This window comes from Paenibacillus sp. PK3_47 (assembly GCF_023520895.1).
Lineage (GTDB): Bacteria > Bacillota > Bacilli > Paenibacillales > Paenibacillaceae > Paenibacillus_AQ.
Window position 1 is genome coordinate 2,456,848 of sequence record NZ_CP026029.1, and the last position, 25,113, is coordinate 2,481,960.

The window sequence follows — 25,113 nt, forward strand, 5'->3', positions numbered from 1 at the left end:
ACAGCAGAGGCGGCTGAACCTTTTATTCAAAGGAACGGACGTTTTTTGCGCGAAATGAAGAGGAGATGACCTACTGTGAAAGAAGAGCTGATCAAGCGCTTTGTTTCCTATGCAGAAATAGACACCCAATCCAATGAGGATAATGACACCTGTCCGTCCACCCCGGGGCAGATGGTGCTGGCCCGCAAGCTGGTGGAGGAGCTTCAGGCTCTCGGGCTTGAGGATGTGACGATGGACGAGCATGCGTACGTAATGGCCTCGCTGCCTGCAAACACCGACAAGGATGTGCCGACTATCGGCTTCCTGGCGCATCTGGATACGGCAACCGACTTTACAGGGACTAATGTGAAGCCGCAAATTATTGAGAATTACGACGGAAACGATATTGTCCTGAACCAGGCGCAGAACATCATTCTCTCTTCAGAAAGCTTTCCCGAGCTGGCCGGATACAAAGGGCATACGCTTATTACTACGGACGGAACAACACTGCTGGGAGCGGACAACAAAGCCGGGATCGCCGAGATCATGACCGCTATGGATTATCTGCTAAGTCATCCGGAGATCAAGCACGGCAAGATCAGAATTGCTTTTACTCCTGATGAAGAGATCGGGCGCGGACCTCATAAGTTTGATGTTGCTGCCTTCGGTGCCTCCTATGCCTATACCGTTGACGGCGGGCCGCTCGGAGAGCTGGAATATGAAACCTTTAATGCTTCCGCAGCCAAAATCACCTTCAAAGGCGTCAATGTCCATCCAGGTACCGCCAAAGGTAAAATGATTCATTCCTCAAAAATCGCGATGGCCTTCCACCTGAGACTGCCTGCCGGGGAAGCGCCGGAGTTCACGGACGGCTATGAAGGCTTCTACCACCTGGCTTCCATGCAGGGAACGGCAGAGCTGAGCAAGCTGAGCTACATTATCCGCGATTTTGACCGCACACAGTTTGAGAACCGCAAGGCTACTATCGCCGCCATTGTAGATGAATTCCAGTCCACATACGGTGCAGACAGCATCGTGCTGGAGATGAATGACCAGTATTACAACATGCGTGAAAAAATCGAGCCTGTGCGCCACATCGTGGATATCGCCGAAGAAGCCATGCTGAACCTAGGCATCACCCCGGTTATCCGCCCGGTCCGCGGCGGAACGGACGGCTCGCAGTTGTCTTATATGGGACTGCCTACACCGAATATCTTTACCGGAGGCGAGAACTTCCACGGCAAATTCGAGTATGCTTCGGTGGACGTCATGCTCCAGGCTGTACAGGTAATCGTAGAAATCGCCAAGCTGTTCGAACAAAAAGCCTAAGCAGACCAAAAACCTCCGGCCTCCCATCAGTGGGAGAACGGAGGTTTTTTGCATTTACAGACCGATACCTTACCCCTTAAGCGGCAGCCAGCCCGGCGTATTGACAAGCGCTCCCCAGAGCGGGTCCGGGATGACAAGCGCTTCCTGTGCCGAGGTGTCCAGCTCTGTGTCGATTTCACCGGCACGTCCTTCGGCTACCTTTTGCACCCAGTCAGGATCAATCAGCAGCGGACGGCCCAGAGCTACCAGGCTGATTCCGGTCCCCATAGCTTTGAGTGCGTCCTCTGCCGTATACAGGGAACCCACACCAATTACCGGAACGCCTTGTCCTGCACGGTCGACAATCTGCTCGATCCGCGGACGGCTGTCTTCCGTTCCCCGGCGCGGCAGTGACCAGAAATCCTGCAGCGACACATGCAGGTAGTCCAGACCTTCTCCTTTGAGCGCATCGATCAGCTCGAAGGTTTCGGCCATCGTGATTCCCGGCGTTTCCGGCTCCTCCGGGGAGAAGCGGTAACCGACAATGAACGGCTCCTTGGCATTCTCTTGCACGATTCCTTTGACTTCACGCAGGACAGCCAGCGGGAAGGTCAGGCGCTTCTCCAGACTTCCGCCCCAGCGGTCTTCGCGGGTATTGGAATGCGGAGAGAAGAACTGCTGGATCAGATAGCCGTTCGCACCGTGGATCTCCACGCCGTCAAAGCCGGCTTCGATCGCCCGGCGGGTTGCTGTGCCGAAGGCCGAGATGATGTTAACAATCTCCTCTTCTTCCAGTGCACGCGGCACCGGCCCCTGGCCTCCGCCCGGCTGCTCCGGTGCTACGCTGCTTGCGCTGACCGTCTGGCCGTCCGGCAGCAATTCCGGAGGGCACTGGCGCCCGCCGTGGAAGATCTGCAGGATGGCCTTTGCACCCTGGCTTTTGATCGCATCCGCCAGCTGGCGAAGGCTCGGAATCAGCTCGTCACGGTCAGCGCCGAATTCGCCCGGGAAACCTTTGCCGTCAGGTGTTACGTAAGCACAGGCAGTTATTACGGCTCCCACGCCTTTGGAGCGGCGGCTGTAGTAGTTCAGCTCCGCTTCAGAGACCGTCCCGTCCTCATTGGAGGAGAAGTTGGTCATGGGCGCCATGACCACACGGTTTTTAAGTACAGCTCCATTATGAAGTGTTAATGAATCCAGCAGCTGGCTGTAATCAGTAGATGACATAACTTGTAACGCCTCCATCAGGTTAGTTTATTTTAAAATAGCTGCAGGCCTATCTTAGGCCCGGGCTGGAGTAAGCTTTGATCTTCAGATCATCTCTCTTCGGGAGGCGTATCCTTCCAGATGACGTTCTCCCCATAGTTTTTACCCCAGTCATACATCATGCGAAGCACAGGAAGCAGACTCTGCCCATACTCCGTCAGGGAATATTCTACTCTCGGGGGAACCTCGGCATACACTTTTCTCAGCACAAGCTGGTCTTCTTCGAGTTCACGGAGCTGGTTGGTCAGCATTTTCTGGGTGATATGAGGAATGAGCTTCTTAAGCTCACTGAAGCGCTTGGTCCCTTCAAGCCCCAGATGCCAAAGTATAATCAGCTTCCACTTGCCTCCGATTACTGCGAGTGTAAGCTCCTTTTCACAATTGATTTCCTTAAGGTTGATACGGTCCTTAATCTCCGTTGCCAATGTTGATTCTGCCCCCTTTCAGACCTAATCATACTACAAAATAACCGGTATACGCACATCATCAGCTCAGGGGACCCTATATACACGTGAAGACCGCAGGCTTGGCCTGCGGTCTTCCGGGGTGGTGCTGCATTCTATTTTTACTGGGCCAGGGATCCCTGAAGACTCGCCGCATCGAAATCAGACTGGGCTTCAATCGTGGTGTCGCCTGCCGCAATGGCCTTTTCCAGCGCCGCATTATAACGGGTATTCAGATCCTCAATCTCTTTGTCCAAATCTCCGCCGGCAAAAATATATCTGTTGAAGATATCAGCTCTGTTCGTGCCTTCCAGACGTCCTTCAGAGATAATCAGCGGAGTAGCCGGATAAATACCGTCGTATTGGGTCGGCAGGAAGCCTTCAATTCCCGGGATCGCCGGTGCCTTAGCCGCAGCCGCTACCGAAGGGATAACCGAAACGCCGTATCCGCCTTCCTGGTAAGCGGTCTGTACTTCATCACTGTACATCCATTCAATGAACTTCCAGGCCTCTTCCTTATGCTCGGAATCCTTGCTCATGGCCAGATAGCTGCCGGAGATAACCTGGCTTACGCCGTTTCGCTGGCCGTCAACCGTCGGAGGAAGCGCCGCTGCCCAGCGGACTTCAGTCGGGAACTGGCTGTCATAGACGCTAGGCTCTACAGAGTGGTTGAAGTACATCCCGATTTTGCCTTGGGCGAACTGGGCACGCAGCGGGTCAATATCCAGGGATTCCGAACCCGGCATCATGCTGCCGTCCACCTTGATCTGGCGCAGCGCCTCGGCTACTTCCTTATACATGCCGAAGTCGAACTGGCCGGTCTGGAAGTTGAAGCCCTCTGTACCCACTGCTTTACTCAATGTAGTAATCGGATAAGCTACGCGCTCGAAGCCGCTGCCGCTTTTAAAGTTTCCGGCGAAGCCGTAAGCGCCGCTGTCTTTGCCTGCAGCCGTAATCTTCTTGGCATCCTCGATCATTTCAGCCAGCGTAGTCGGAGGTTCTGTAATGCCGGCCTTCTCGAACAGATCCACGTTGTAGATCAGGCGCCAGAACTGCCCGATGTTTGGCAGGGTGTAGATTTTACCGTCAACCATGTTCTTCTCATTGATGAGTACATTCTCGAACCGGCTCTTCATCTCCGGGGAAATATAATCATCAAAGGACTCAAGGTAGCCTTTCTTTACCCAGGTAGGCACAGTGTTCGTATCTACACGGAAGATATCCGGTGCCTGCTTGCTGGAAAAAGCGATATCGACCGATTGCCCGTAGTTCTCAGCCATAACCTTCAGTTCAATATCGATATCGGGATTCAGGCCCTCATACTCACTGATTTTCTGCTCAATAAAATCGGAATCATGACGGTCAATCGTCCAGTATACAAGCTTGGTCTGTCCTGCAGCAGCATTGCCTTCTTCAGCCTCCGCACTCGGTTCGGATGAGGAGCAGGCGGCCAGAGAGCCGGCCAGCAGCAGCGATGCACCAGTCAGCAGCCATTGATTTTTTTTCATTAGAAATGCCTCCCTTTTATCTTGTAATCGCATTCATTTCTTATAAAAAATTATAGATGGCAAGCCCTGTTCTAAGTGAAGGGGAAAACAACTATTCATGGGAGACGAAATCACTGTTTCCCCGCCGGGCTTTCGGTGGTGTATTTGGCGCGGAAATCGGTGGGTGTCATGCCGGTATATCTTTTGAACAGCTCGGTAAAATAAGGCCGGTCCTCATAGCCCAGAGAGATGGCGATATCCTGGACCTGCATGCCTTCCAGTACCAGCTCCTTGGCCTTCTCCATTCTCCGGCTGATGATATACTGGGCCAGTGTCATCCCCATTTCCTTCTTGAACAGATTGGAGAAATAACTCGGACTGAGATGCACCTCTCTGGCAATATCGGCAACCGACAGGTTCCGGTGCAGATTGCCCTGGATATGGGCAACAGCCCGTTCCACCAGGACACGGGACTCGCTGGATTGGCGGATCTGTACATAGGCGCAGCCCTGGCGGCAGAATTCCCGGATCTGTCTGCGGAGCTCCTCGAAGGAGAGTGCGCTGTTCATGTCGGCCAGCTTCTTCTCCAGCAGCTTGACCTCTGAATCGGCAGCCTTGTCCGAGAACACCCGGTGGATCGAGTGGGCCAGCTCCAGGCATAATGTTTTGACAAGGGACGGATCAGGCAGCACCGGAGTGCTGAGCCATTCATTCCAGATATCATCCAGCTGCTCCTCCGCCTTGGCCAGATTTGCCGACCGCAGGCAGTAGAGCAGCTCTTTCTCTTTGTCATAGGAATATCTCGGCAGCGCCGCATCCCCTTCGGTTCCTTCTATATAACGGTACACGCTGTTTCCGCCGGTCAGGAAGGTGTTCGCAAGCGCCGAAAGCGCCTGTGCATACGATACAGCCAGCTGGCCGGCTTCCTCGACCTGCCCGCCCAGTCCGATCGACACTGTCTGGTAGGTATGCTTGCGCACATTTTCCCGGCATCTTTCGGCCAGCTGCTCCGCATCCAGCTCAGCAGGCGGATTCATGACAATGACAAACTGGTTGATATGCTCACGGAACACGATTCCCTGCGTATAGCCGGCAACCGTCTCCTCCAGAATATTGTGGACGGCAAAACGGATCAGCTCCACTTCAGAAACCGGCAGCGCAGCTGTACGCTCGGCAAAAAAATCAATCTCCGCCACCATTACGCAGAAGTTCCGGCTGTTCATCCGGATGTTATAGAAATCCCACTGCTGGCTGCGGTGCTGCTGTCTTGTGCCGTAGCGGATCAGCAGCCGCATATACTCCTGGCGCAGATAAGGCATGCTTTCCCGCAGCTTCTGCTCCATGCCTCGCATCTGCTCCGCCTGGCTGCGTTCCCGCTCAAGCACCTCTTTGGCCTTCAGCACGGACTCCAGCACCTGGCATTTGGTAAAAGGCTTGACGATCAGATCAAAGGCGCCCAGCTTCAGCGCTTCCTGGGCGTAGGAGAAATCGGAGTAGCCGGTTAGAAAGATCAGCTTGATATCCGGCTGCTCGGCAAGAATGATCCGCATCATCTCAAGGCCGTCCGTAAACGGCATCCTTATGTCGGTCAGGACGATATCCGGCCGGTGCCTGCGGATCTGCATCAGCCCTTCTTCCCCGTTGGCTGCAGTTCCGGCCACAACAATGCCATGCTCGTCCCAGGGAATCCGCTGCGACAGCCCCCGGACGACTGCCGGAATATCATCAACAATGCAAATTTTAATGGATTCAGCGCTGTTCAGAGTGTACTCCACCTTCCATAGGGATTGTTAAGACCGCTTCGGTTTCAATGTGCGGACGGCTGCTGAAGGTAAGCTCTGCGGCTTTCCCGTAATACAGCTGCAGGCGGCTGCTGATATTGGCCAGGGCATACCCGCCGCTGGCACCCGGCTCCTTCATTCTGGCATTAAGCGCCTCAGCATCCATGCCGGCGCCGTTATCGGTTACCCGGATGAGCAGCCTGTCCTCCTCCTTCTCCACCGCAATCCGGATGATTCCGCCTCCGTGCAGCTCCTTCAGCCCGTGCAGAATAGAGTTCTCCACCAAAGGCTGGATAATGATTTTCAGCACAGGCAGCTCCAGCAGCTCCTGTCCGGCGCTGATCGTGTAATCGAACAGCCCTTCATAGCACTGCTGCTGCAGATTGAGATACTGGCGGACATGCTCCAGCTCCCGGCCCAGCGTCGTAATCTCCTCCCCGTTGTTCAGACCCAGGCGGAACAGTGCGGACAGCGAAATGACCATCTCCTTCACATCGTCATATTCGTCCATCTCACATTTCCAGAAGATCGTATTTAAGGTGTTATATAAAAAATGCGGCTCAATCTGCGCCTGAAGCGCCTTGATCTCCGCTTTCCGTTTTTCCTGTTCCGTATCCTTGACCTCAGCAATCAGGCCGCCGATCCGGTCAAGCATCTGATTGAACTTGCGGCCGGCATCGCCGATCTCATCCTGAAAAGGGCTCTGGAAGCGCGCAGCCAAATCCTCCTGCTCCACCCGTGACATCGTCTTCTGCAGCTTCAGGAGCGGACCCAGCAGCAGCGCCGACAGGTATCTTGCCAGCAGCAGCGCCAGGAGAATGCATACGGCCATAATCATCAGCACCAGCCACTGGATGCTGCGGACAGGCTGGAGCAGCTCCTTCTTGGACAAATAGCTGACCAGCACCCAGTCGCCCGCATAGCGGGACTCGGCATAGCTGACCAGCATCGGGCTGTCTCCGGCAGCATATTCGAAATTTCCCCGGCCGCCTTCCTGCAGCCTGTCCATAAATGACGCTGTGCGCGTCCAGTCCGGCCTCTGAGCATCTCCGAAGACGCTTGCGCCTGATTTATTAATCAGCAGAAACCGTGCGCTCCCAAGACTTGCGCCTCCGCTGATCGTATCCTCCAGAATGTCCTCTTTGACATTGACGGTCAAAAAAACATCCGGCACATAATTCTCCGTCAGCGGCTGGAGCAGCAGGGAGATGACTTGGTGGCTGCCGTCGAACAATTCATCCACATGGCTTTCCACCCAATTAGACTGCGGATTTTCCCGGATCCGCTGGTACAGCGAGGTCTCCATGAACGGGGTTGCCGTTCTGCGCAGATTGCCGGCGGAGTAGAAATCTCCGTCCGGCGTACTGAGCAGGATCGCTTCAATGGAATTCTCCGTCAGCTCGGCTTGGGTAAAGGGACCCTGAAGCAGCGAGAAGTTGGCAAAAAAGCGTTCTGTATTATGCGCTTGTATATCGCGGATTGTCTGTCTGTAGGTTTCGCTCAGCATCATAGTTGAAGAGGCGACAATGATCTGTTTCAGCTTCTGGTCCAGCACGTTGACCGACTGGTTCAGCACATTCTGGTTCAGTTCAACCGAATTGCGCTCCATCGCCCGCGAGGCAATGGAATACGCAAACAGACCGGTAATGGATATACAGAATACTGTCAGTGCAGTAAAGGTCAGCCATATTCTTTTCTTCAGGGAGGTCCGGTAGAGCCAGGCCTTCAGCATGTACTCACTTCCTTAGTTCATTAGCCGTCCGAAAGCCCGCTGTCCGTGCCTCAGCCCTTTACAGAGCCTGCAGTCATCTGCATGAATGATTTGTTGGCAAAAATGTAGACGATAATCATCGGCAGCATGGACAGGCATGCACCGGCCAGCATTAATTGGGGCTGCGCTGCATCCCCGACACCATATTTCAATCCGGCCAGACCTACGGTCAGCGTCTGCAGCGCAGGCTGCGTCATCGTAAATACCAGCGGCAGAATATATTCGTTCCACGCTCCGCGGAAGGTCCAAAGTGCGGTAACCCCCAGTGCGGGCGTCAGGAGCGGCAGGATAACCCGAAAGTATACGCTATAAAAGTTACAGCCGTCAATAAACGCAGCTTCGTCCAGCTCCTTGGGAATGGCCCGTACAAATCCGATCAGCATGAAGAAGGCTGTAGCATGTGCGCTGATCAGAATGATGATGACGCCCCAGAGTGATTTTTGCAGACCGAGTGAAACCATCAGATCAAATTGGGGGCGCAGCACCACGGCACCGATCGAGATGAACAGGGTACAGGATTGCAGCACCACGTACACCTTTTTACCGATAAAATCCACTCTCGCCACCGCATACGCAGCCATAGTGCCTACCAGCAGTGTGCCCAGGGTCGTAAATATACTGATGAACATACTGTTCCAGGTAAAGCGTGCAAAGTTGGCTGAATTCCATGCTGTCAGGTAGTTCTCAAACTTCCATTCCTTAGGCAGCAGGGAGGTGCCGCCTGTAAGCTCCAGGTTGGTCTTCACCGATCCGAAAAACGCCAGGACAATCGGGAACACCGCAAGCCCTGCCACCAGAAGCAGGAATATCCACAGCAGCGTCCGGGACAGCACCGCTTTGCTGCGGATCGTACGGGTGTCCGGCACAGCCGTTATTTTTCTTTGCGCATGTAATGTACTCACTCGTCATTCTCCTCTCTTTTAATAGATATCATTCAGCTTTTTGGATACGTAAAAATAAATCAGGGTGATCAATCCGACAATGACTGCGGTTGCAAAGCCGACAGCACTGCCGTAGCCGAACTGCTGAATGCTTGAGCCGCCGCTCGATACCGGGAAGAACAATTTGTACAGATAGAGGTACATCACTTCTGTTTTTCCGTAAGGTCCGCCTTCGGTAAGCACCATGATGCTCTCATAACCTTTCAGGGAAACCGTAATTGCCAGCATGATGATCATCTGCAGCACGGGTCCCAGCATAGGAACGGTAATGCTCCACATTTTGCGCAGCGGGCCTGCCCCGTCCAGGGAAGCGGCTTCATAAAGGTCCTCGGGGATATTTTGCAGGCCGGCAATGAAGAGCAGCATGTAGTTACCGACAGCGCCCCAGATTGCGATAATGATCGCCGTCATCAAGGCATATTTCGGACCCAGCCAGTCAATTGGGGAGGAGATCAGTCCTGATCCCATCAGCAGCTGGTTAACCATACCGTTGTAAGAGTTGAAAATAACGTAGAATACGACCGCCATTACTGAAGCGCTGATTACGGTTGGCATGAAGTAAATGGCCCGCAGCACCTGGCGCCCTTTTAAAGCACGGTTGAGAATAACCGCCAGTACAAAGGAGAGCGGAATCGTAATGATCAGCTTGCCTCCCGCATAAATGAAGGTGTTCACGACCGACTGCCAGAATCCCGTATCCCGGAAGAGGCGGCGGAAGTTGTCCAGCCCGATGAACAGCGGCTCACCGAAGCCCTGATAATCATAGAACATATACTTCAGCGCCCAAAAGATCGGATACACCCCAAACACCAGCGTCAGAATCAGACTGGGAGCGACAAAGCTCCAGGCGTTTATTTGACGTTTCGTTGCATTCATTATTTTTACTCCTCCTGTCATTGGACTAACGCTTCATGACTTAATGATAAGTTCATCTCCTCAGGAACAGTTAGGGAGAAAGCAACTGCGCTTGGGGGGAGAATTTCACTTTTTCAGTTGCTTTGTCCCCTTTGCATCCCGTGTTTATCCATCCCGTATTGATGAAGCCGGCCGTTATACTGAATATAGAAAGAAGAGCCAGCATCACTACTACAATAAGGGGGCTTGAACAACGATGAATTCAGCATACGGCAGCGGGACCCTTACCCGGCCTTTGGGCTGTTATACTCAGGATCAGCTTCAGGATATCCGCGGCAGGATTGTACATCTTCCCGAAATCCGGCGGGAATACGGGAGACAGCGGGATTTGTCGGAGCAGTTTGCGGCCCGGGAATCCGCGGCTCCGCTTCACAGGTTAGGTGATTTCCGGGTAGAGCCGTTCGTCTTCAGCGTTCCGCCCGGTGCGGCATCCGTGCAAATGGCCGTGCATGTTACCGGGCAGGGTGCAGCGCGTATCGGCGGTGTGTCCCTGACGCATTCCCAGCTCGGCATGCCAGTGAGACTCCATAACGGCAGCTTCCAACAGGCACTTGCAGGCTGGACCCGTGAGGCCGGAAGCGGCAGCCTGTTCCATCTGGAACCGATGACGGCTGGAAGAGGCGGCCTTCAGCCCTCCGGAGTAACGCCGGCAGAAGGCGCCGCTGAGCAGGAAGCGCAGTGTGTATGGATCAGCCACGAGACAGACGGAGGACGGACTGTTCTTCGTTACGGCGAGACGCTGCCCGTACAGCCGGGCGAACATTACAGCATGCAGACGGCAGTCAGTCTGGAAGCTCCGCTCAGCGGCGGGATCTGCGCCGGAATAATCTTCCTGGATGCTGCAGGCCGGCCGCTCGGTACGGAGCTGATCTCTCCGCCCTTCAACCGGGCTACGTTAACCAACTGGGCTTACCTGCTGGAAGCAGCAGGCGCAGACGCCAATGTGTATCTAATTTCGGGTGAGGAACGCTTTGCAGAACAGGCCAAGCGGAAGCTGCAGTACATGCTTGCGGATATGCGGGCGGGGATGGACATCTTCCGCAGAGACGGCTGGCATGATGATGATACGTACGGAGCCGTTCATATCGGCAGAGGAATTGCTGCCGCCGCCGTTATTTATGACCAGATTGCCGGCAGCGGGATATTGAGTAACGCAGAGGATTCCTCCATTCAAGCTGATTTCCGTTATATTGCCGCCATGATGATGGATACTGCCTACTACCGGTTCGACCTTGAAACCTTCCCCGATGAGAAGGGCGGCAAACGCAGCAACTGGAATGCTGACCGGGCCACCGGGCTGGGTGTCTATGCCCTGCTCTTCCCGCAGGAACCGCAGAGCAGCGCTTATCTTGAGCATGCGGTCTCTGTCATCGACTGGCAGCTGGAAGAGGTAGTGGACGAGGACGGTGCATGGCCGGAGAATGTCCGTTATCATGGAGCTGTACTGCACCGTTATTTCCTCTTCTTTGCGCTGCTGAAGCGCCTGAAGGGGATGGATTATTTCCAGGATGAGAAAGTAAAAGCCATGTACCGCTTCCTGATCGGCATCGTGACAGCCGGGGATAAGCTCCATGGTGAAGCGTACGGTCACCCTGTTCTGCTTACCCCTGCTGTCGGCGACGCCAATGTGCAGGAAAAGTGGTTCCGGCTGCTAGGCTATGCTGCCTCTTTCTATGCGGGCGAGGACCCGCAGCTGTCGGGGGAAATGATCTGGACCTGGAAGCACGGCGGATCACCCGTCCAGGATACCGGCGCCTTCCCGCTGCCGCTGGTCGCTCTGCTGTATCCGCAGCCGGGTCTGCCTGAACGGAAGCCGGTGCTCCGCTCGGTTCACTATCCCGGTATCGGTTATGTCATCTTCCGCGGCGGAGAACAGAATCTGCAGCATTACGCCATCTACGAGGCTTCGCCGCTGACCTATCACGCCCATCATGATGAAGGCCATTTCTCCATCTGGGCTGACGGCATTCCGGTCACTTTGGACTCGGGAACCGGTGGCTACTATAACGGGGACCGGCACTGGTATGTCTCCGGGGCGGCGCATAATGTGGTACAGTTCGCCGGTCCGGACGGGCATTACAAGGACGGCCCGCTGCGGAGCATCTGCCGTGAAGCCAGCTTCTCGGAGGAGCTGGATTATGTAAGAAGCCTTATTCTGGATGAACAGGCCGAAGCTTATGAGCGGCACTTCCTGTCCGTTAAGGCAGGCTTTGATGTGTATTTGATCTGGGACCGGATTGAGGGAGCAGGAGACAGTGTCTGGAATCTGCACACCCTCAGCACAGATGCAGAGGTAACGGGGCAGTCCATTGATGCCGCCTGCCTTGGCGGCATGAGGCTGAGCGCGCAGATTGCCGAGCCGGCGCATCCGGTTATCACTGCCGGCGAGGGAGCTGTGGGCGGAGGCTACCCGCTGATGGTGCAGCAGCATTTCCGCGTACATGGCGGCGGAGGGGACTATCTCGTACTGCTGCACCCCCGCAAGGAGCAGGCTCCCGCCCTCAGGCTGGAGCCGCTGGATGCCGGAGCAGCGGCAGCTGAAGGCGTCCGCATGTACAAGATCACCCGGCCCGGCGGGGCATGGTTGGCGGTTATGATCAACGGCTCCGGGGAGAGCTGCCGGGTCAGCGTTCCCGGCGGGACCCCGCTGAGGCTGCTGGGTGCCGCTGATGCGGAGACAGCCGGCGTGGACAGGGCTGGCTGGCTGAACCTGGAGCCGGGAAGCATCACGCTTGCTGTTCCGCAGGGGAACGGGCAATAGCTGAAACAGAGGTAAAAGTACCTTTGATTTCGGCGCTCGCGGGCAAATGGCCCGATTCAGAGGTAAAAATACCTTTGATTTCGGCGCTCGCGGACAATTAGCCCGATTCAGAGGTAAAAGTACCTTTGATTTCGGCTATCGCGGACAATTAGCCCGATTCAGAGGTAAAAGTACCTTTGATTTCGGCTCTCGCGGACAATTAGCCCGATTCAGAGGTAAAAATACCTTTGATTTCGGCGCTCGCGGACAATTAGCCCGATTCAGAGGTAAAAGCACCTTTGATTTCGGCCTCTCGGACAATTAGCCCGATTCAGAGGTAAAAGTACCTTTGATTTCGGCTATCGCGGGCAAATGGCCGGCCCAGAGTAACACGAGCTCTGTTAGACACTAAATTTAACTACCCTAAAGGAGGAACAATACATGAGTAATCTTGGAGTATGGGAAACGGCTGAGCCGGGCGTTAAACGCTGTATCCTGAATGCGGCGGCCAGCCTGATGATGATGGAGGTTCATTTTGAGGAAGGGGCAGAGGGCTATGAGCACAGCCATCCGCATGAGCAGATGAGCTACTGCCTGCGCGGAAGCTTCACCTTCCGCATTGACGGCACGGAGCATCATGTAACCGCCGGCCAGAGCATTGCCATTCCTTCCAATGCCAAGCACGGCGTAACAGCCCTGGAAGCGGATTCCGCGCTGCTGGATGTGTTCACACCAATCCGTGAAGATCTGCTGAAGCGCTAGGCGTAGGCAGTAATTCTATAAGCTCCTTACAAAAAAACGGCCTCAACATCCCATGATCCATAGGTTGTTGAGGCCGTTTAGCGCTGCCTTGCGCAAGTATGCGAAGGGCAGCTCTGTTATGCTATTCCAAATTCGCATGCTTGCCGTACATATTCGTAGTCGTCTGGCCTGTCTGTTCCATCAGGCGGAGAATCACCGCATCATAGAACAGCAGCATGGTCTGCTCAAACAGGGAGGCCATCGGCTGAATGGTGCTGTAATTCCCGGTACTTTGATCTTTAGGTGATCCCGGCAGCTTTACGATCAGATCAGCCAGCCGGCCGATCGACGAATCCGGCGCTATCGTCACCGCAGCCACTGCGGCACCGATTGCCTTGGCCTTCTCGGCCATAGCAACCAGGCTCTTCGTTTCACCCGAGCCTGAGCCCAGTACCAGCACATCCCCCGGAGCAATACCCGGGGTCACCGTTTCGCCAACCACATAGGCATCGCGTCCGGCATGCATCAACCGCATGGCGAATGCCTTGCCCATCAGCCCCGAGCGGCCTGCGCCGGCTACGAATATTTTGCCTGAACGCTGCAGCAGCTCAGCGAATTGCTCTGCCTCACCGGGGGCAATCTGGCCCGCCGAACGCTGCAGCTCCTTTACGATTTCCTGCATGTAGCCTGCCGTATCCATCAGGAATCAGGCCTGGCTTACAAGGCGCTTCATTTCGGCTGCCGCAGCCTTTTGGTCGCTCTCGCCGGTGATGCCGCCGCCAACGATAACCAGATCAGGGCCTGCTGCAATCACTTCCGGCAGTGTAGCCAGTTTGATGCCGCCGGCAATTGCCGTTTTGGCCTGCTTCACGACACTCTTGATGGCGTTAAGGTCAGCAAAAGAGTTTTTGCCTTCAGCCTGGTGGTCATAACCGGAGTGTACGCAGACATAATCTACACCAAGCGCATCCACTTCAGCCGCTCTGGCTTTGATATCCTTAACATTGATCAGGTCAACGAGGATCTCTCTGCCGGTCTTCTTGGCTTCTTCAACAGCGCCTTTAATGGTGGAGTCATCGGAAACTCCCAGTACAGTTACAATATCCGCACCAGCTTCAGCCGCTTTCATGACTTCGTAGCCGCCTGCATCCATAATTTTCAGATCCGCAAGAACAGTCAGGTTAGGAAAAGCGTCCTTAATCGCTTTTACCGCGTGCAGCCCTTCGTTAATAACGATCGGTGTGCCGATTTCCACGATATCAATAAATTCAGCTACCTCCGAGACGATTTCCTTTGCTCCTTCGATACCCACGAGGTCCAGCGCCAATTGCAGTTTCATATGTTAATTCTCCTTCTCAGATCTATTTTAGTAAGTTCTAAACGTAGTGTAAGTCCACGCTTTCCAAAACAGAAGTAGGCACTTTATTGTGTTGTAGTTACCCGGAGGATACTATTGTGCTCAACCCGGCTTTATCAAAGATCTTTAGATGGAAAAGATTACTGAATTTTTTTCAGAATTTTCGTAAAAATACTGCTTTTTCATAAAACCTGTGCTAACATACATTTTGTTTGGAAAATAAAGCTTTTGCAGAGACACTACTAGAAGAAGGTGCATGATGGAGCAAGCGAAAAAAGAATTCAATTTGATGAAGCTCACCTGGCCGATATTCCTTGAGCTTTTTCTGTTCATGCTGATGGGCAGCGTGGATACCTTTATGATCAGTTCGGTCTCCGATGATGCGGTATCCGGCGTAGGTGCAGCCAATCAGATTATTGCCATGGCCATTCTCATTCTGAGCGTAATCGGCAATGGCGCGGCCATTGTTGTGTCCCAATATCTCGGCTCCAAAAAACCTCAGGAAGCAGCCAACGTAACCGGTAACGCCATAACGCTGAACCTGGTCGTCGGTATCGTTCTGAGTGCTATTCTGCTGCTGTTCGGCGGAACGCTGCTGAGTGCCCTTAATATACAAGGCGATATCCTTGTCCATGCCAAGGTGTATCTGCATATTGTCGGCGGCGGGATTTTCCTGCAGGCCCTGCTCAACGCTCTGGCCACAACAATCCGTACACACGGCTTCACCAAACAGACCATGCTGGTCTCCCTGCTGATGAATATCATTCATGTGGTCGGCAACTACCTGCTCATTTACGGACACTTCGGTTTGCCTGCTCTTGGTGTACAAGGGGCAGCTATTTCTACCGTAGCCAGCCGGCTCATCTGTCTCGTCCTGTTCTTCCTGCTGCTCTACAGAATTATGGACGTCCGGGTCAAATGGTCCTACTACACCGTCCTGTCCAAAAAATACGTGATGCAAATTCTCAAAATCGGAATTCCTTCCGCCTTTGAATCGATTACTTATCAATCCTGCCAGCTGGTATTTACACTGTACATCACTTATTTGGGTGCTGAAGCGATGGCCACCCGGCAGTATGCGCTTAATATCTCAAATTATATTTACCTGTTCAGCATGGCGGTATCCATGGGAACTTCGATCATCGTCGGCCATCTTGTCGGGGCAAGACGGCCGGAGGAAGCCTACAGCCGGGTATTCTCCAGTGCAAAATGGGCGCTGATGATCACAGTAGTCATCAACATTATTGTTATCCTCTTCCGTGTTCCCCTATTCGGGCTTTTCACGGACAACGAGAGCATCATTCTGATGGGCGCGCAGGTCATTCTGCTCAGCTTCTTCCTCGAAACAGGCCGTACCTGTAACCTGGTTATCATCAATTCGCTCCGGGCTTCAGGGGATGCCAAATTTCCGGTCTATATGGGCCTGATCTCCATGGTGTGCTTAAGCCTGCCGCTCGGTTATTTCCTGGTGTTTACCCTTGACCTGGGCCTCGCCGGCGTATGGCTGGCTTCCGCCTTTGACGAATGGCTCAGAGCGGTCATTATGTACTTCCGCTGGAAGAGCAGAGCCTGGGAGAAGCACGGCCTGATCCAGCACGATACAGAGCTGCAGCCGGTCCCCTCCCCTGCCGCAGCACACTAAACAAAATTCCCCAAAGTGGCGCTTTGCTTCGAAGCAGATTTCAGGTGCTTTGCGGGACTCCACGCCAAAAAAGGCGGTTCGCCAAGGTCTGCTGACCTGGTGAACCGCCTTTTTATATGAACTACGTGATCGTAATCCCTTTCTTCATTTCCTTCATTTCATGATTCGTATTCACCAGCATAGGCAGAATCTTCATACTTCTGGTCATGGCAGAGCTGCACTGCCAGCAGGTAGGCGCATACTGAAAGGCGAAATTATCACGCATCCATCCGGTACAGCCCTCTTTGGTGCAGGACCAAATGGCGGTATTCTCCTCCGGGAGATCCTCCAGTGCTTTTTTACGAAAATACATAATACCCCTCCTTAGTTCGAATCAAAAGAATTCATTGTCTTTTACGGGAACGTTAGGACAGGCTGCTTAAAATATCCCCACAAAGCGGGGCTTTGCTTCAATGCGTATTCAGGTAGTTTGCGGGGCCCCAATATATATTTTCTGATACATTAAAAAAGCTGCCCTCAACTGATGTTAAGGACAGCTTATTTGTTAAATTACAGTTTTACAACGTTTTCGGCTTGTGGTCCACGAGCGCCTTGAGTTACGTTGAACTCTACGCGTTGGCCTTCGTCCAAAGTCTTGAAGCCGTCGCCAGTGATTGCGGAGAAGTGTACGAATACGTCGCTTCCGCCTTCAACCTCGATAAAACCGAAACCTTTGTCTGCGTTGAACCATTTAACTGTACCTGTTTGCATGTATATTACCTCCAAATTTAATTTAACATGTCCTTTTATTCCTACGTAATTGTACGAACAAATAAAAATTCACACATCGGAAAAGGATTCATTAGCACAAATGATAACCTTTTCCAATATGTGAATTAAGGGTTAAATTTATGATTAACCTCATTGTAGCACAGTTCCTCGCCAAAAGCAAAGCATCCGTTAAAATAATTACAGGAAGCGGGCCTTTTCCCGGAAAAATACAGGCAGACCCGCTTAACAGCAGCACTTCTAGTCGATATATCCGGCCAAGCCCTTATCCATGAGGTAATCCATTTCGGCCTCCAGGATGTTCTCGACCGTTAATTCATCCAGCTTCACATCACGCTGGGCGGTCACATAATCCACCAGATCGTCATGGTCAATATCAACTTCGCCTTTGCTATTAGCCTTGGCGTTATTGATAAAGGTCTGCTCATGCTTCAGCACCAGCTTGATCAGCTTGGGGTCTACCTTGGTCTCGGCGGCCAGTACCGCCAGCAGTTCCTGTTCATTCACTTTGTCGCTCATTGTGGTTGTCAGCTCCTTGGCATTCATGCAGGATTATTGTAGCACAAGTCTGCCCCTGCTGTTCTTCCTCATTTCCACCAATGCAAAGACGGGGCCTCTGCCGCGCCTACAACGACAGTTTCACCGATTCTTGGTGTGGCAATTCTCAATCCGTGCTGCTGTGCCGCCTTCAGTACCCGCTCTACAGGATCAGTCCAGTCATGCATGGCAAGCGTGAAAGCTCCCCAATGGATCGGGATCATCAGCTTCCCCTGCAGATCGGTCTGGGCCTGCGCCGTCTGTTCCGGCATCATATGAATATCCGCCCAGCGCCGGTCATATTGTCCGCATTCCATCAAGGTCAGATCAAAAGGCCCGTATTTCCGGCCAATCTCTGCAAAGTGAGGCCCGTATCCGCTGTCTCCGCTGAAAAAGACGTTAGCCTGCTTGCCCTGCAGTATCCAGGAGCACCACAGCGTAGTGTTGCGGTCCAGCAGGCTCCGCCCGGAGAAGTGCCGGGCCGGGGCACAGGTGAGGGTCAACCCGGAAAAGACAAGCTCATCCCACCAGTCAAACTCCCGGATGCATTCCCTGGGTACACCCCACCGCTTCAGATGTGCTCCGACACCAAGCGGCACGATGAACATTGACGTCTTATGCTGCAGCTGCTTGATCGTTCCGTAATCAAGGTGGTCATAATGATCATGCGAGAGCAGAACAGCATCTATATGCGGAAGGTCAGCTACCCCAGCCGGCAGCTGCCTGCTGTAGCGCTTGCCTCCAATGAACGGGAAAGGCGATGGCGCACGTCCCAGCATCGGATCCAGAAAGAGGGTTACGCCCTCCATTTCCAGCAGCACTGCTGAATGTCCGAACCAGGTGGCCCTGGTGGCTGTGCCTTGCTGGATGGAACAAGGTTGCAGCGGCTGGGGCTCCAGCAGTCTCTCCGGCCGGGAGCGCGGGTTGCCTTTGATGAAATCTCTGAGAATGGACAATCCGCCTCCGGGGCTGGCCTCCTTCCCGACCGGATACGGGTAGACAAACTTCCCCTGCTGAAATTGGTGCGAGCGGCTGATGACCATCCGTTCCGGCCTAGAGGTCCGGGCGCCGAACGCGGGGTATAATGTCATCACTGAATAGGCGGCAGCAATCAGCGCCAATATTGTCCCCGCTATAATAATAAGAGCCATATACTAGTCCTTCTCTCCTGCAAATTCAAACTCATGGACATATTATAAGGCGCCGGCCACAGCGGGGCAAACTTTGCTCCTTCCTTGATGGCTACCGGTCCCAGCCGGGTATGCTGCGCAGATTGCCGTCCAGAATCTGAAATGCACTCTTCACCGGAATCCCGCGGGGCGACGAAGCCGTCTGAATATAACAGGAATCAATCCCTACCGCTTCGGCCCCTGCCATATCGGTCCGCGGGTCGTTGCCTATCATCACGGCAGAACGGAGCTCCGCACCGTAAGTTTCGGTTAAATAACGGTAAAATAAGGGGTCGGGCTTACAAACACCAGCCTCCGAGGAAATAGCTGCACCGTCGAACAGATGCAGGATGCCCAGCATACGTAGCTCTGCCTCGACAAAAGTCTTCTGCCCGTTGGAGAGCAGAAAGACCTTCTTACCGTCAGAGCGCAGACGCTGTAAAATCTCCTTGACCCCGTCATAGAGGGAGATATGGATCATCGATAGCGTGCGCAGCCATCTCACCGTTTCCTGCAGCCAGGCGTCGGCTGGATTACCTCCCAAATCACGGGCGACCGCCCGGAAGACCTCCTCCATGACAAAATCGGGAAACTGGCAGCTCCGGGCGGCTGCAGCCAGCTGGCTGTCGCGCTCGGCCAAAAACCGTTCCTTCAGCTCAGCGCCTGCAATGTTCATGCCATGATAACCGAAATGAAAGCCCAGCCGGTTCCATACCTCCGGAGACTCCTCATCTGTCTCAATATCAATCAGTGTGCCGTATAAATCAAAGATATAAGTTCTGTACATAGGTTATATTCCTTTCTCTCCAGGCTCTTGTTCTTCCTTGGCATAAGCCTCTTCCATTCTGTTCGATACCTTCTGATACAGATATGAAATCCCCAGCAGGCAGATACCGAATGTAAAGTAGGCGATAATCTTGCTGCCGAGACCCAGCAGGCTGAGATCATAGAGCAGCAGCTTGCCTGTCGCAAACAGGGACAGCAGAAGACCGAAGCGCCGGATATAGATATATCTGTAGCGGAAGCCATACATAATGAACAGCGCCGCCAGCAGCAGATACATCAGGCTGTAAGCCAGGCCGCCGTCGCTGAGCTGCAGCTGCACACCCATGGAAGCCGTAACACTGCATAACAGGTATACCCCCATGATAACCGGATACAGCTCCATATTGCGGTAGTAGCGCTGGATAGTTGTGCGAAGCAGCCCTCCGCCGCTGAACCAGACGAACACATTGAATAGAATCAGCATCCCGAGTGCCAGATAATCGGCCGCTGTATTGTCAGCGAACTCCGGCCGCAGGGCAGGCATGCCCATCGTGATGCTGATACAAATGACATAACCGGTCACCCGCAGCAGCAGTACCATGTAACCGACTATTTTGTCGTATAGGACCGTGACCTTTGGCAATGCATAAGCCAGACCTACAGTAAGCAGCGCGGTCAGCAGCAGCTTGTAGAAAGCGAAGTGACGCAGATTCTCCGGCACGTACAGGTCATATAGAGTTAAAGCTTCATACACAATATAAGCATAGAAATTCAGCAGCGCCGCATATTTGAACCCTACCGCCAGTTTCACCTCATAAGGTGTACTGCGGAGCAGCGTCTCCTCCCTGGAATGGCGGACCGCATAGACAACAGCGACAAGGAGCATCCCGGCCGTTATAAACGTGTATTTCAGGTCAAAATAAGGATTGATGTCACCAATCAAAGCGTTGCGCACCGCCGCCTGCAGTGGAACATCGATGATGAAAAATGACCCCAGGCATAACATCAAAATTCCCCAGCCGGCTCTTTCCACACCCTTGAAGCGGTAACGCAGGCCGTACACCGTCAGCAAGACCGCCTCGGTCAGCCAGCCGATGGACCACCAGGCCGCTCCCAGCTGGAACGGAACCAGCAATACGGCAAAGGTCAGCGAGGTGCAGTAGAACAGCAGCCGGCTTTCTTTTTCCTGCGGCATCTGCTTTTGAACGAACCGGCCGAGGCCCAGGTACATCAGGCAGAAAGCGAGCGCGAGCGCACCTTTGTAATCATCAAGCCCCGCATCCAGAAACAGAATGTACAGGGTTACACAGCTGATCACCGTATTGCAGCCCAGCAGGGAGAAATCCCACCAGGACAGCTTGCTGCGGAATTTGAACGGGTACCAGAGTGTAATGCCAAGGTACATGGCAAAGGTCAGCACTACATAGAACATGCTGGCAGCGGTGCTCCCCGAGAAAATAATCAGCAGCAGCATCGAAGGCACATTGAAGAAAAAGCTGATGTAATTGACAACAATCCAGCGCTTGCTCAGTGAGATCAGCAGAATTAATAGATTAAGCAGGAATAAATAACCCATAGCTACATATACGGCTGCACCCTCAAGACCAAATGCGCCTATGTATGAGAATAACGGCAGATACCCGCCGGCAAGGCCCAGTGAGCAGATCGTCCGTGATTCATACCTCAGTGACAGCAGCACGGCTGCAGCGGTAACTAGTATCGAGAGGGCAAGCCCCGTATAAAGCCCGATAATCTCCAGCAAAAAGTAACTGTAGAACACGGAGCCGTACAGAACAGAAATCCCTCCGCCCAGCACGCCAAGCGCAAACGCCCCTCTTCCCCTGCGGAACAGCCACTCGCCTCCGCCCAGCATCAATAATCCGAGCAGGAAAAAGGCTGCGCCCTTCATATATCCGTTGAACCAGGTTAAATAGGTGTACCTGAAGCCCGCACCCACAGCCAGAATTAACAGCAGAATGGCCAGACGGTTAATCCAGTTCAGCCCGATTTTCATTTCAATCACGTTCTGCTTGCGGCGGCGCTGCATCGTCTCCTCACTGACCCCTTCAGCAGCAAAATCATCCATCCGGCCCTGCATGACATCACTCTGCAGCTTATGGGATTCACCCAGTGCTTTTCTGCGCATTAAAATCCGCTCATCCAGCCTGCTCTTCAGCTCATCCAGCATGTAAGTGAATTCCGTCCGGTCTTTACCCAGCTCATGCTCGGCCGCCTTGTACATTCTCTCGATACGCTGCTTTGTTTCCTGTTCAAAAGATGTCAGACGGTCCAGATAGCGGCGGCTTTGTGATGCAAAATAAGTCTGGAGCTTCTCCCGCGATACCCGCAGAATACCCAGCTTTTCATCCAGAATCTGCTCCGCAAGCGCAGTCCGCAGCTCCGAATTTTCGCGGCGCAGCTTCGCCGCCTGGCTGTTCAGCTCAGCCAGAGCCGCTTTATTCTCTTCATACTGCTTCTTCAGCACTTCGTTCTCATGTACCAAATCGCTGTTCTCATATTCTGTGATCAAGGCTTTGTACTCTTTAAGCAGCACATCCTGCTGCTCCTGTACCGCTTTCAGCCGATCCCTGAACTGCTCCATAAGCGCCCCCCGGTAACACTATTTGTTAATATTTTCATTTTACCCTGAAAGAGCAATGTCGGAACAGGTGCAAATCATATCAATTAAATTCTTAAATGCATGCAACAAATTTCAGCCAACCCCCGTTAAGAAGATGACACCTACCTGACAATCCCGACGAAAAGGAGCTTACACACCAATGAACAAATCACTCAAAACAAGCGCAGCCCTTCTGACCTTATCACTGGCCCTTACCACTGGTGCCGTATCTGCCGCACCGTTCATTACCACGCTGCCGGCCACCAAAGCACCGCAGGCTGCCGCAGCCAATCAGACTTTTTCCATTGAGGTCAACGGAACCGCCATCGCTGAGCACGGCTTCCAGACTGCCGGAGCCAAAGAGCCTCTGATTCCTTTGCGTTCGGTTGCTGAGGCACTCGGATTCACGATCACCTGGAATCCTAAGACCAAGGCTGTGGATTTGAGCAAAGGCACTACTTTTACGACTGTAAAGAGCGGAGAGGACCGCTACGCCGTCAATAAAATGAACAAATCTCTGGGAACAGTCCCGGTAACAAAGGCGGACAAGCTGTTCGTTCCGGTTTCTTTTGTCAGCGAAGTGCTGAACCAGAACATCTCCGTGGAGGGACAACAAATCATGGTATCATCTGCGGTGGAGCATCAGAATGAGACCGGCGTCATTACCGCCATTAATCAGGACAAAAAATATCCTTCGGTTCAAATCAAAGGAACAGGCACAGCCGGCCTCGTGCTGAACCTGGGCGAGGATACTGTTATAGCTGCGGCTGACGGTACCAAGCTTGATATCGCCGACCTGCAGATTGGCATGACCATTGAAGCGGAGCATGCGAACTTTGCAACCCTCAGCCTCCCGCCGCAGACTCCTGCCTACGCAATCACCGTCCAGGACAGCAAGCTGCAAAAGGATACGCTCGGTACACAAGGCATAGTTGAAGAAGTGCTAACATCTGAAGACGGCTCGCTCAGCATCCGGATCAAGGGCACCGGTCTTACTGATACGTCCCAAAGTGAAGTCGTACTCCGCATTAACGCTGACACCGCCATTGTTAATGAAAGCGGCGAGGCCGTTTCGGGCAGCTCACTGGTTCAGGGCGCACAAGTGATCGGCTTCTATAGTCCGGTCTTGACCCGGAGCCTGCCGCCTATCGGCACGGCCCTGAAGGTAGTAGTGGAAACCGTTCAGCAATAAAGGAACATAAAAGACCACGTCTCCGGTAATTACGGAAACTGTGGTCTTTTGTTCAGAACGGAGCGGCTATCCGCCAACTGCATTTTTAGGAAACGGCCGGCGGCCGAGCGTCACCTTGTTTTTGCCTGTGGACTTGGAGACATAAAGCGCCTCGTCGGCTTCACGGTACAAATCCTCGAATGTAACATCACTGCGTTCTGTATAAGCAATCCCGATGCTGACGGTAAGCCTGATGCAGCGGCCATTGTCCAGCTGAACGGCATGCTCACTCATCGTGGTGCGGAAACGCTCCGCCTCCTCCAGCGCTTCCTGCTCACTGAACGCCGGGAAGCATACAGCGAACTCTTCGCCGCCCACCCTGCCGGAAATGCCGTTATTATGGTAAACCCTAAGTATTTTGCGGGAGAAATCAACCAGTGCCTGATCACCGGCCAGATGTCCGTATGTATCGTTAATCAATTTAAAATCATCGATGTCGAACAGCAGCAGTGCTGTCCCTATATCTTCCTGCAGCGTGTAATTCTGCACCAGCCTCATGAAATGTCTCCGGTTGTACAGGCCGGTCAGATCATCAACGGTTGCCTGATACAGCAACTCCCGCTCATACCGCTTCTTCTCGCTTAGATCGCTGAGAACGATAAGCATGCCGCTCTCCTCTGCCTTGGAACGCTCTGTAGCTATCAAAGATACGCCGTAGCAGGCTTCCTGCCGGCCGCCCGGATGAATCTCGAATTCCCCTTCAATCCGCTGCAGATAGTGGGAAGAGATCTCAGCGTAATGCTCCAGCATTAAATAGATGCTCCTGCCGGTCCACGTATTCTTCTGCACCCCTGTCAGCACCGGCAGCATTCCTTCTGCCGTCTCATTGACCACAATAATCTGGTCGTAGCGGTCTGTCAGCAGGATTCCGTCCTTCATGTTCTCGAAGATTTTATTGCCCGGAGGCGGATAGAGTGCAAGCTGCGGAACACGGAACAGGATGAAATACGCTGCAATAACAGGAGGCAGATACATGAAGGCCGTAAACCCGGTAATCGTTATCCGGAGCAACGGAAGCAGGGCAATGCTGGCTACCGGAATCAGAAGTGAGATCAGCAGCACCAGATTCCTGCGGAAATACGGTTTTGCCGTCCACCGTAATGAAGCAGCCAGCAGAAAGACTGCATACAGGCCGAAAAACTGGTCATAGGCAATCAGAATCATGCTGAGAGCTGTAGGCTCCACCATAATTCCGCTCACACCGGCTACCGTATCAATGGCCGTACTCCTGCGCATCAGATGATGATGGGAATCTGTGAAGATCAGCACAATATCAAAGATCACCGGAACGCAAAATAAGGCAAGTCTCTTGACCAGCCCTTCCGAAGAATGGGATAGATGCTCCTTGACGACAGCATAAGTGAATATTGTACTCAGAAATAAGGGGGCCTGCTGCACATTCTTCCACCACAGTTTGGCCTCAAAGCTTGAAGAAAGAATTTCCCCCGCTGTTGCCGCAAATATCAGGCCGGCCAGCAGCATTAAGATCCATAAAAAGCGCCTTCCTGGTGTATGCCGGTGAGTGTATGCACTGACGCTCATGTAGAGACTTAGAACACTGCCCATTAATAAATAATAGGGATAACCCTGCATCCACGGCATGTCATATTTCTCCTAATCAAAGATAACTTGGTTTTATTATATCCTAGTCT

General features: G+C 53.2%; 22 protein-coding genes. 6 read left to right on the forward strand and 16 right to left on the reverse strand.

Annotated features, from left to right (window positions below; genetic code table 11):
- Positions 1-75: 75 nt before the first annotated feature.
- Positions 76-1,308, forward strand: a complete 1,233-nt coding sequence (pepT, locus tag C2I18_RS11000) for a peptidase T (RefSeq protein WP_249901219.1) — start codon at positions 76-78, stop codon at positions 1,306-1,308.
- A 69-nt stretch (positions 1,309-1,377) separates the two neighbouring features.
- Here the strand turns inward: pepT and C2I18_RS11005 are convergent, their stop codons facing one another.
- The 7 genes from C2I18_RS11005 to C2I18_RS11035 form a co-directional block, all read right to left on the reverse strand.
- A complete protein-coding gene (locus C2I18_RS11005) occupies positions 1,378-2,514 on the reverse strand; it encodes an NADH-dependent flavin oxidoreductase (RefSeq protein ID WP_249901220.1) in 1,137 nt (378 codons plus the stop codon).
- An 89-nt stretch (positions 2,515-2,603) separates the two neighbouring features.
- A complete protein-coding gene (locus C2I18_RS11010; protein ID WP_249901221.1) occupies positions 2,604-2,978 on the reverse strand; it encodes a winged helix-turn-helix transcriptional regulator in 375 nt (124 codons plus the stop codon).
- A 140-nt stretch (positions 2,979-3,118) separates the two neighbouring features.
- Positions 3,119-4,504 carry an ABC transporter substrate-binding protein gene (locus C2I18_RS11015; protein WP_249901222.1) on the reverse strand — a complete coding sequence of 462 codons (1,386 nt, stop codon included), beginning with the start codon at positions 4,502-4,504 and terminating at the stop codon, positions 3,119-3,121.
- A 110-nt stretch (positions 4,505-4,614) separates the two neighbouring features.
- A complete protein-coding gene (locus C2I18_RS11020; RefSeq protein ID WP_249901223.1) occupies positions 4,615-6,258 on the reverse strand; it encodes a response regulator transcription factor in 1,644 nt (547 codons plus the stop codon).
- Complete coding sequence (locus C2I18_RS11025) at positions 6,233-7,996, reverse strand: sensor histidine kinase (RefSeq protein WP_249901224.1); 1,764 nt, start codon at positions 7,994-7,996, stop codon at positions 6,233-6,235. The genes C2I18_RS11020 and C2I18_RS11025 overlap by 26 nt, the downstream gene beginning before the upstream one ends.
- A gap of 50 nt (positions 7,997-8,046) precedes the next feature.
- Positions 8,047-8,910: a carbohydrate ABC transporter permease gene (locus C2I18_RS11030; protein ID WP_481857932.1), complete on the reverse strand. Its 864-nt coding sequence runs from the start codon at positions 8,908-8,910 to the stop codon at positions 8,047-8,049.
- A 45-nt stretch (positions 8,911-8,955) separates the two neighbouring features.
- Positions 8,956-9,852, reverse strand: a complete 897-nt coding sequence (locus C2I18_RS11035; protein WP_249901225.1) for a carbohydrate ABC transporter permease — start codon at positions 9,850-9,852, stop codon at positions 8,956-8,958.
- Positions 9,853-10,087: 235 nt separating this feature from the next.
- On the opposite strand from C2I18_RS11035, the gene C2I18_RS11040 reads away from it, so the two are divergent.
- From C2I18_RS11040 to C2I18_RS11050, 3 genes are all read left to right on the forward strand, one after another.
- On the forward strand, positions 10,088-12,652 hold the full coding sequence (locus C2I18_RS11040) for a heparinase II/III domain-containing protein (RefSeq protein ID WP_249901226.1): 2,565 nt from the start codon (positions 10,088-10,090) through the stop codon (positions 12,650-12,652).
- 46 nt (positions 12,653-12,698) lie between these two features.
- Positions 12,699-12,956, forward strand: coding sequence for a hypothetical protein (locus C2I18_RS11045; protein WP_249901227.1), 258 nt, complete (start codon positions 12,699-12,701; stop codon positions 12,954-12,956).
- 116 nt (positions 12,957-13,072) lie between these two features.
- A complete protein-coding gene (locus C2I18_RS11050) occupies positions 13,073-13,393 on the forward strand; it encodes a cupin domain-containing protein (RefSeq protein WP_249901228.1) in 321 nt (106 codons plus the stop codon).
- 121 nt (positions 13,394-13,514) lie between these two features.
- Here C2I18_RS11050 and hxlB read toward each other — a convergent pair whose 3' ends face one another.
- Positions 13,515-14,072, reverse strand: coding sequence for a 6-phospho-3-hexuloisomerase (gene hxlB, locus C2I18_RS11055; protein WP_249901229.1), 558 nt, complete (start codon positions 14,070-14,072; stop codon positions 13,515-13,517).
- 6 nt (positions 14,073-14,078) lie between these two features.
- The gene (gene hxlA / locus C2I18_RS11060) at positions 14,079-14,711 is read right to left on the reverse strand and encodes a 3-hexulose-6-phosphate synthase (protein ID WP_249901230.1); all 633 of its coding nucleotides are present in this window, start codon (positions 14,709-14,711) and stop codon (positions 14,079-14,081) included.
- Between the two features lie 277 nt (positions 14,712-14,988).
- Between hxlA and C2I18_RS11065 the strand changes: the two genes are divergently transcribed.
- The gene (locus C2I18_RS11065) at positions 14,989-16,371 is read left to right on the forward strand and encodes an MATE family efflux transporter (RefSeq protein WP_249902083.1); all 1,383 of its coding nucleotides are present in this window, start codon (positions 14,989-14,991) and stop codon (positions 16,369-16,371) included.
- Positions 16,372-16,492: 121 nt separating this feature from the next.
- Here C2I18_RS11065 and C2I18_RS11070 read toward each other — a convergent pair whose 3' ends face one another.
- The 6 genes from C2I18_RS11070 to C2I18_RS11095 form a co-directional block, all read right to left on the reverse strand.
- The gene (locus C2I18_RS11070) at positions 16,493-16,723 is read right to left on the reverse strand and encodes a cold-shock protein (protein ID WP_249901231.1); all 231 of its coding nucleotides are present in this window, start codon (positions 16,721-16,723) and stop codon (positions 16,493-16,495) included.
- A gap of 197 nt (positions 16,724-16,920) precedes the next feature.
- On the reverse strand, positions 16,921-17,121 hold the full coding sequence (locus tag C2I18_RS11075; protein ID WP_249901232.1) for a cold-shock protein: 201 nt from the start codon (positions 17,119-17,121) through the stop codon (positions 16,921-16,923).
- Positions 17,122-17,379: 258 nt separating this feature from the next.
- A complete protein-coding gene (locus tag C2I18_RS11080; protein ID WP_249902084.1) occupies positions 17,380-17,658 on the reverse strand; it encodes a hypothetical protein in 279 nt (92 codons plus the stop codon).
- Between the two features lie 68 nt (positions 17,659-17,726).
- Positions 17,727-18,827 carry an MBL fold metallo-hydrolase gene (locus tag C2I18_RS11085; protein ID WP_249901233.1) on the reverse strand — a complete coding sequence of 367 codons (1,101 nt, stop codon included), beginning with the start codon at positions 18,825-18,827 and terminating at the stop codon, positions 17,727-17,729.
- A gap of 91 nt (positions 18,828-18,918) precedes the next feature.
- Positions 18,919-19,632, reverse strand: a complete 714-nt coding sequence (locus C2I18_RS11090) for an HAD family hydrolase (RefSeq protein WP_249901234.1) — start codon at positions 19,630-19,632, stop codon at positions 18,919-18,921.
- 3 nt (positions 19,633-19,635) lie between these two features.
- Entirely contained in the window at positions 19,636-22,212 is a 2,577-nt protein-coding gene (locus C2I18_RS11095) for a DUF2339 domain-containing protein (protein WP_249901235.1), read from the reverse strand.
- 178 nt (positions 22,213-22,390) lie between these two features.
- On the opposite strand from C2I18_RS11095, the gene C2I18_RS11100 reads away from it, so the two are divergent.
- On the forward strand, positions 22,391-23,422 hold the full coding sequence (locus tag C2I18_RS11100; protein ID WP_249901236.1) for a copper amine oxidase N-terminal domain-containing protein: 1,032 nt from the start codon (positions 22,391-22,393) through the stop codon (positions 23,420-23,422).
- Positions 23,423-23,488: 66 nt separating this feature from the next.
- Here C2I18_RS11100 and C2I18_RS11105 read toward each other — a convergent pair whose 3' ends face one another.
- A complete protein-coding gene (locus C2I18_RS11105; protein ID WP_249901237.1) occupies positions 23,489-25,063 on the reverse strand; it encodes a histidine kinase N-terminal 7TM domain-containing diguanylate cyclase in 1,575 nt (524 codons plus the stop codon).
- Positions 25,064-25,113: the final 50 nt, after the last annotated feature.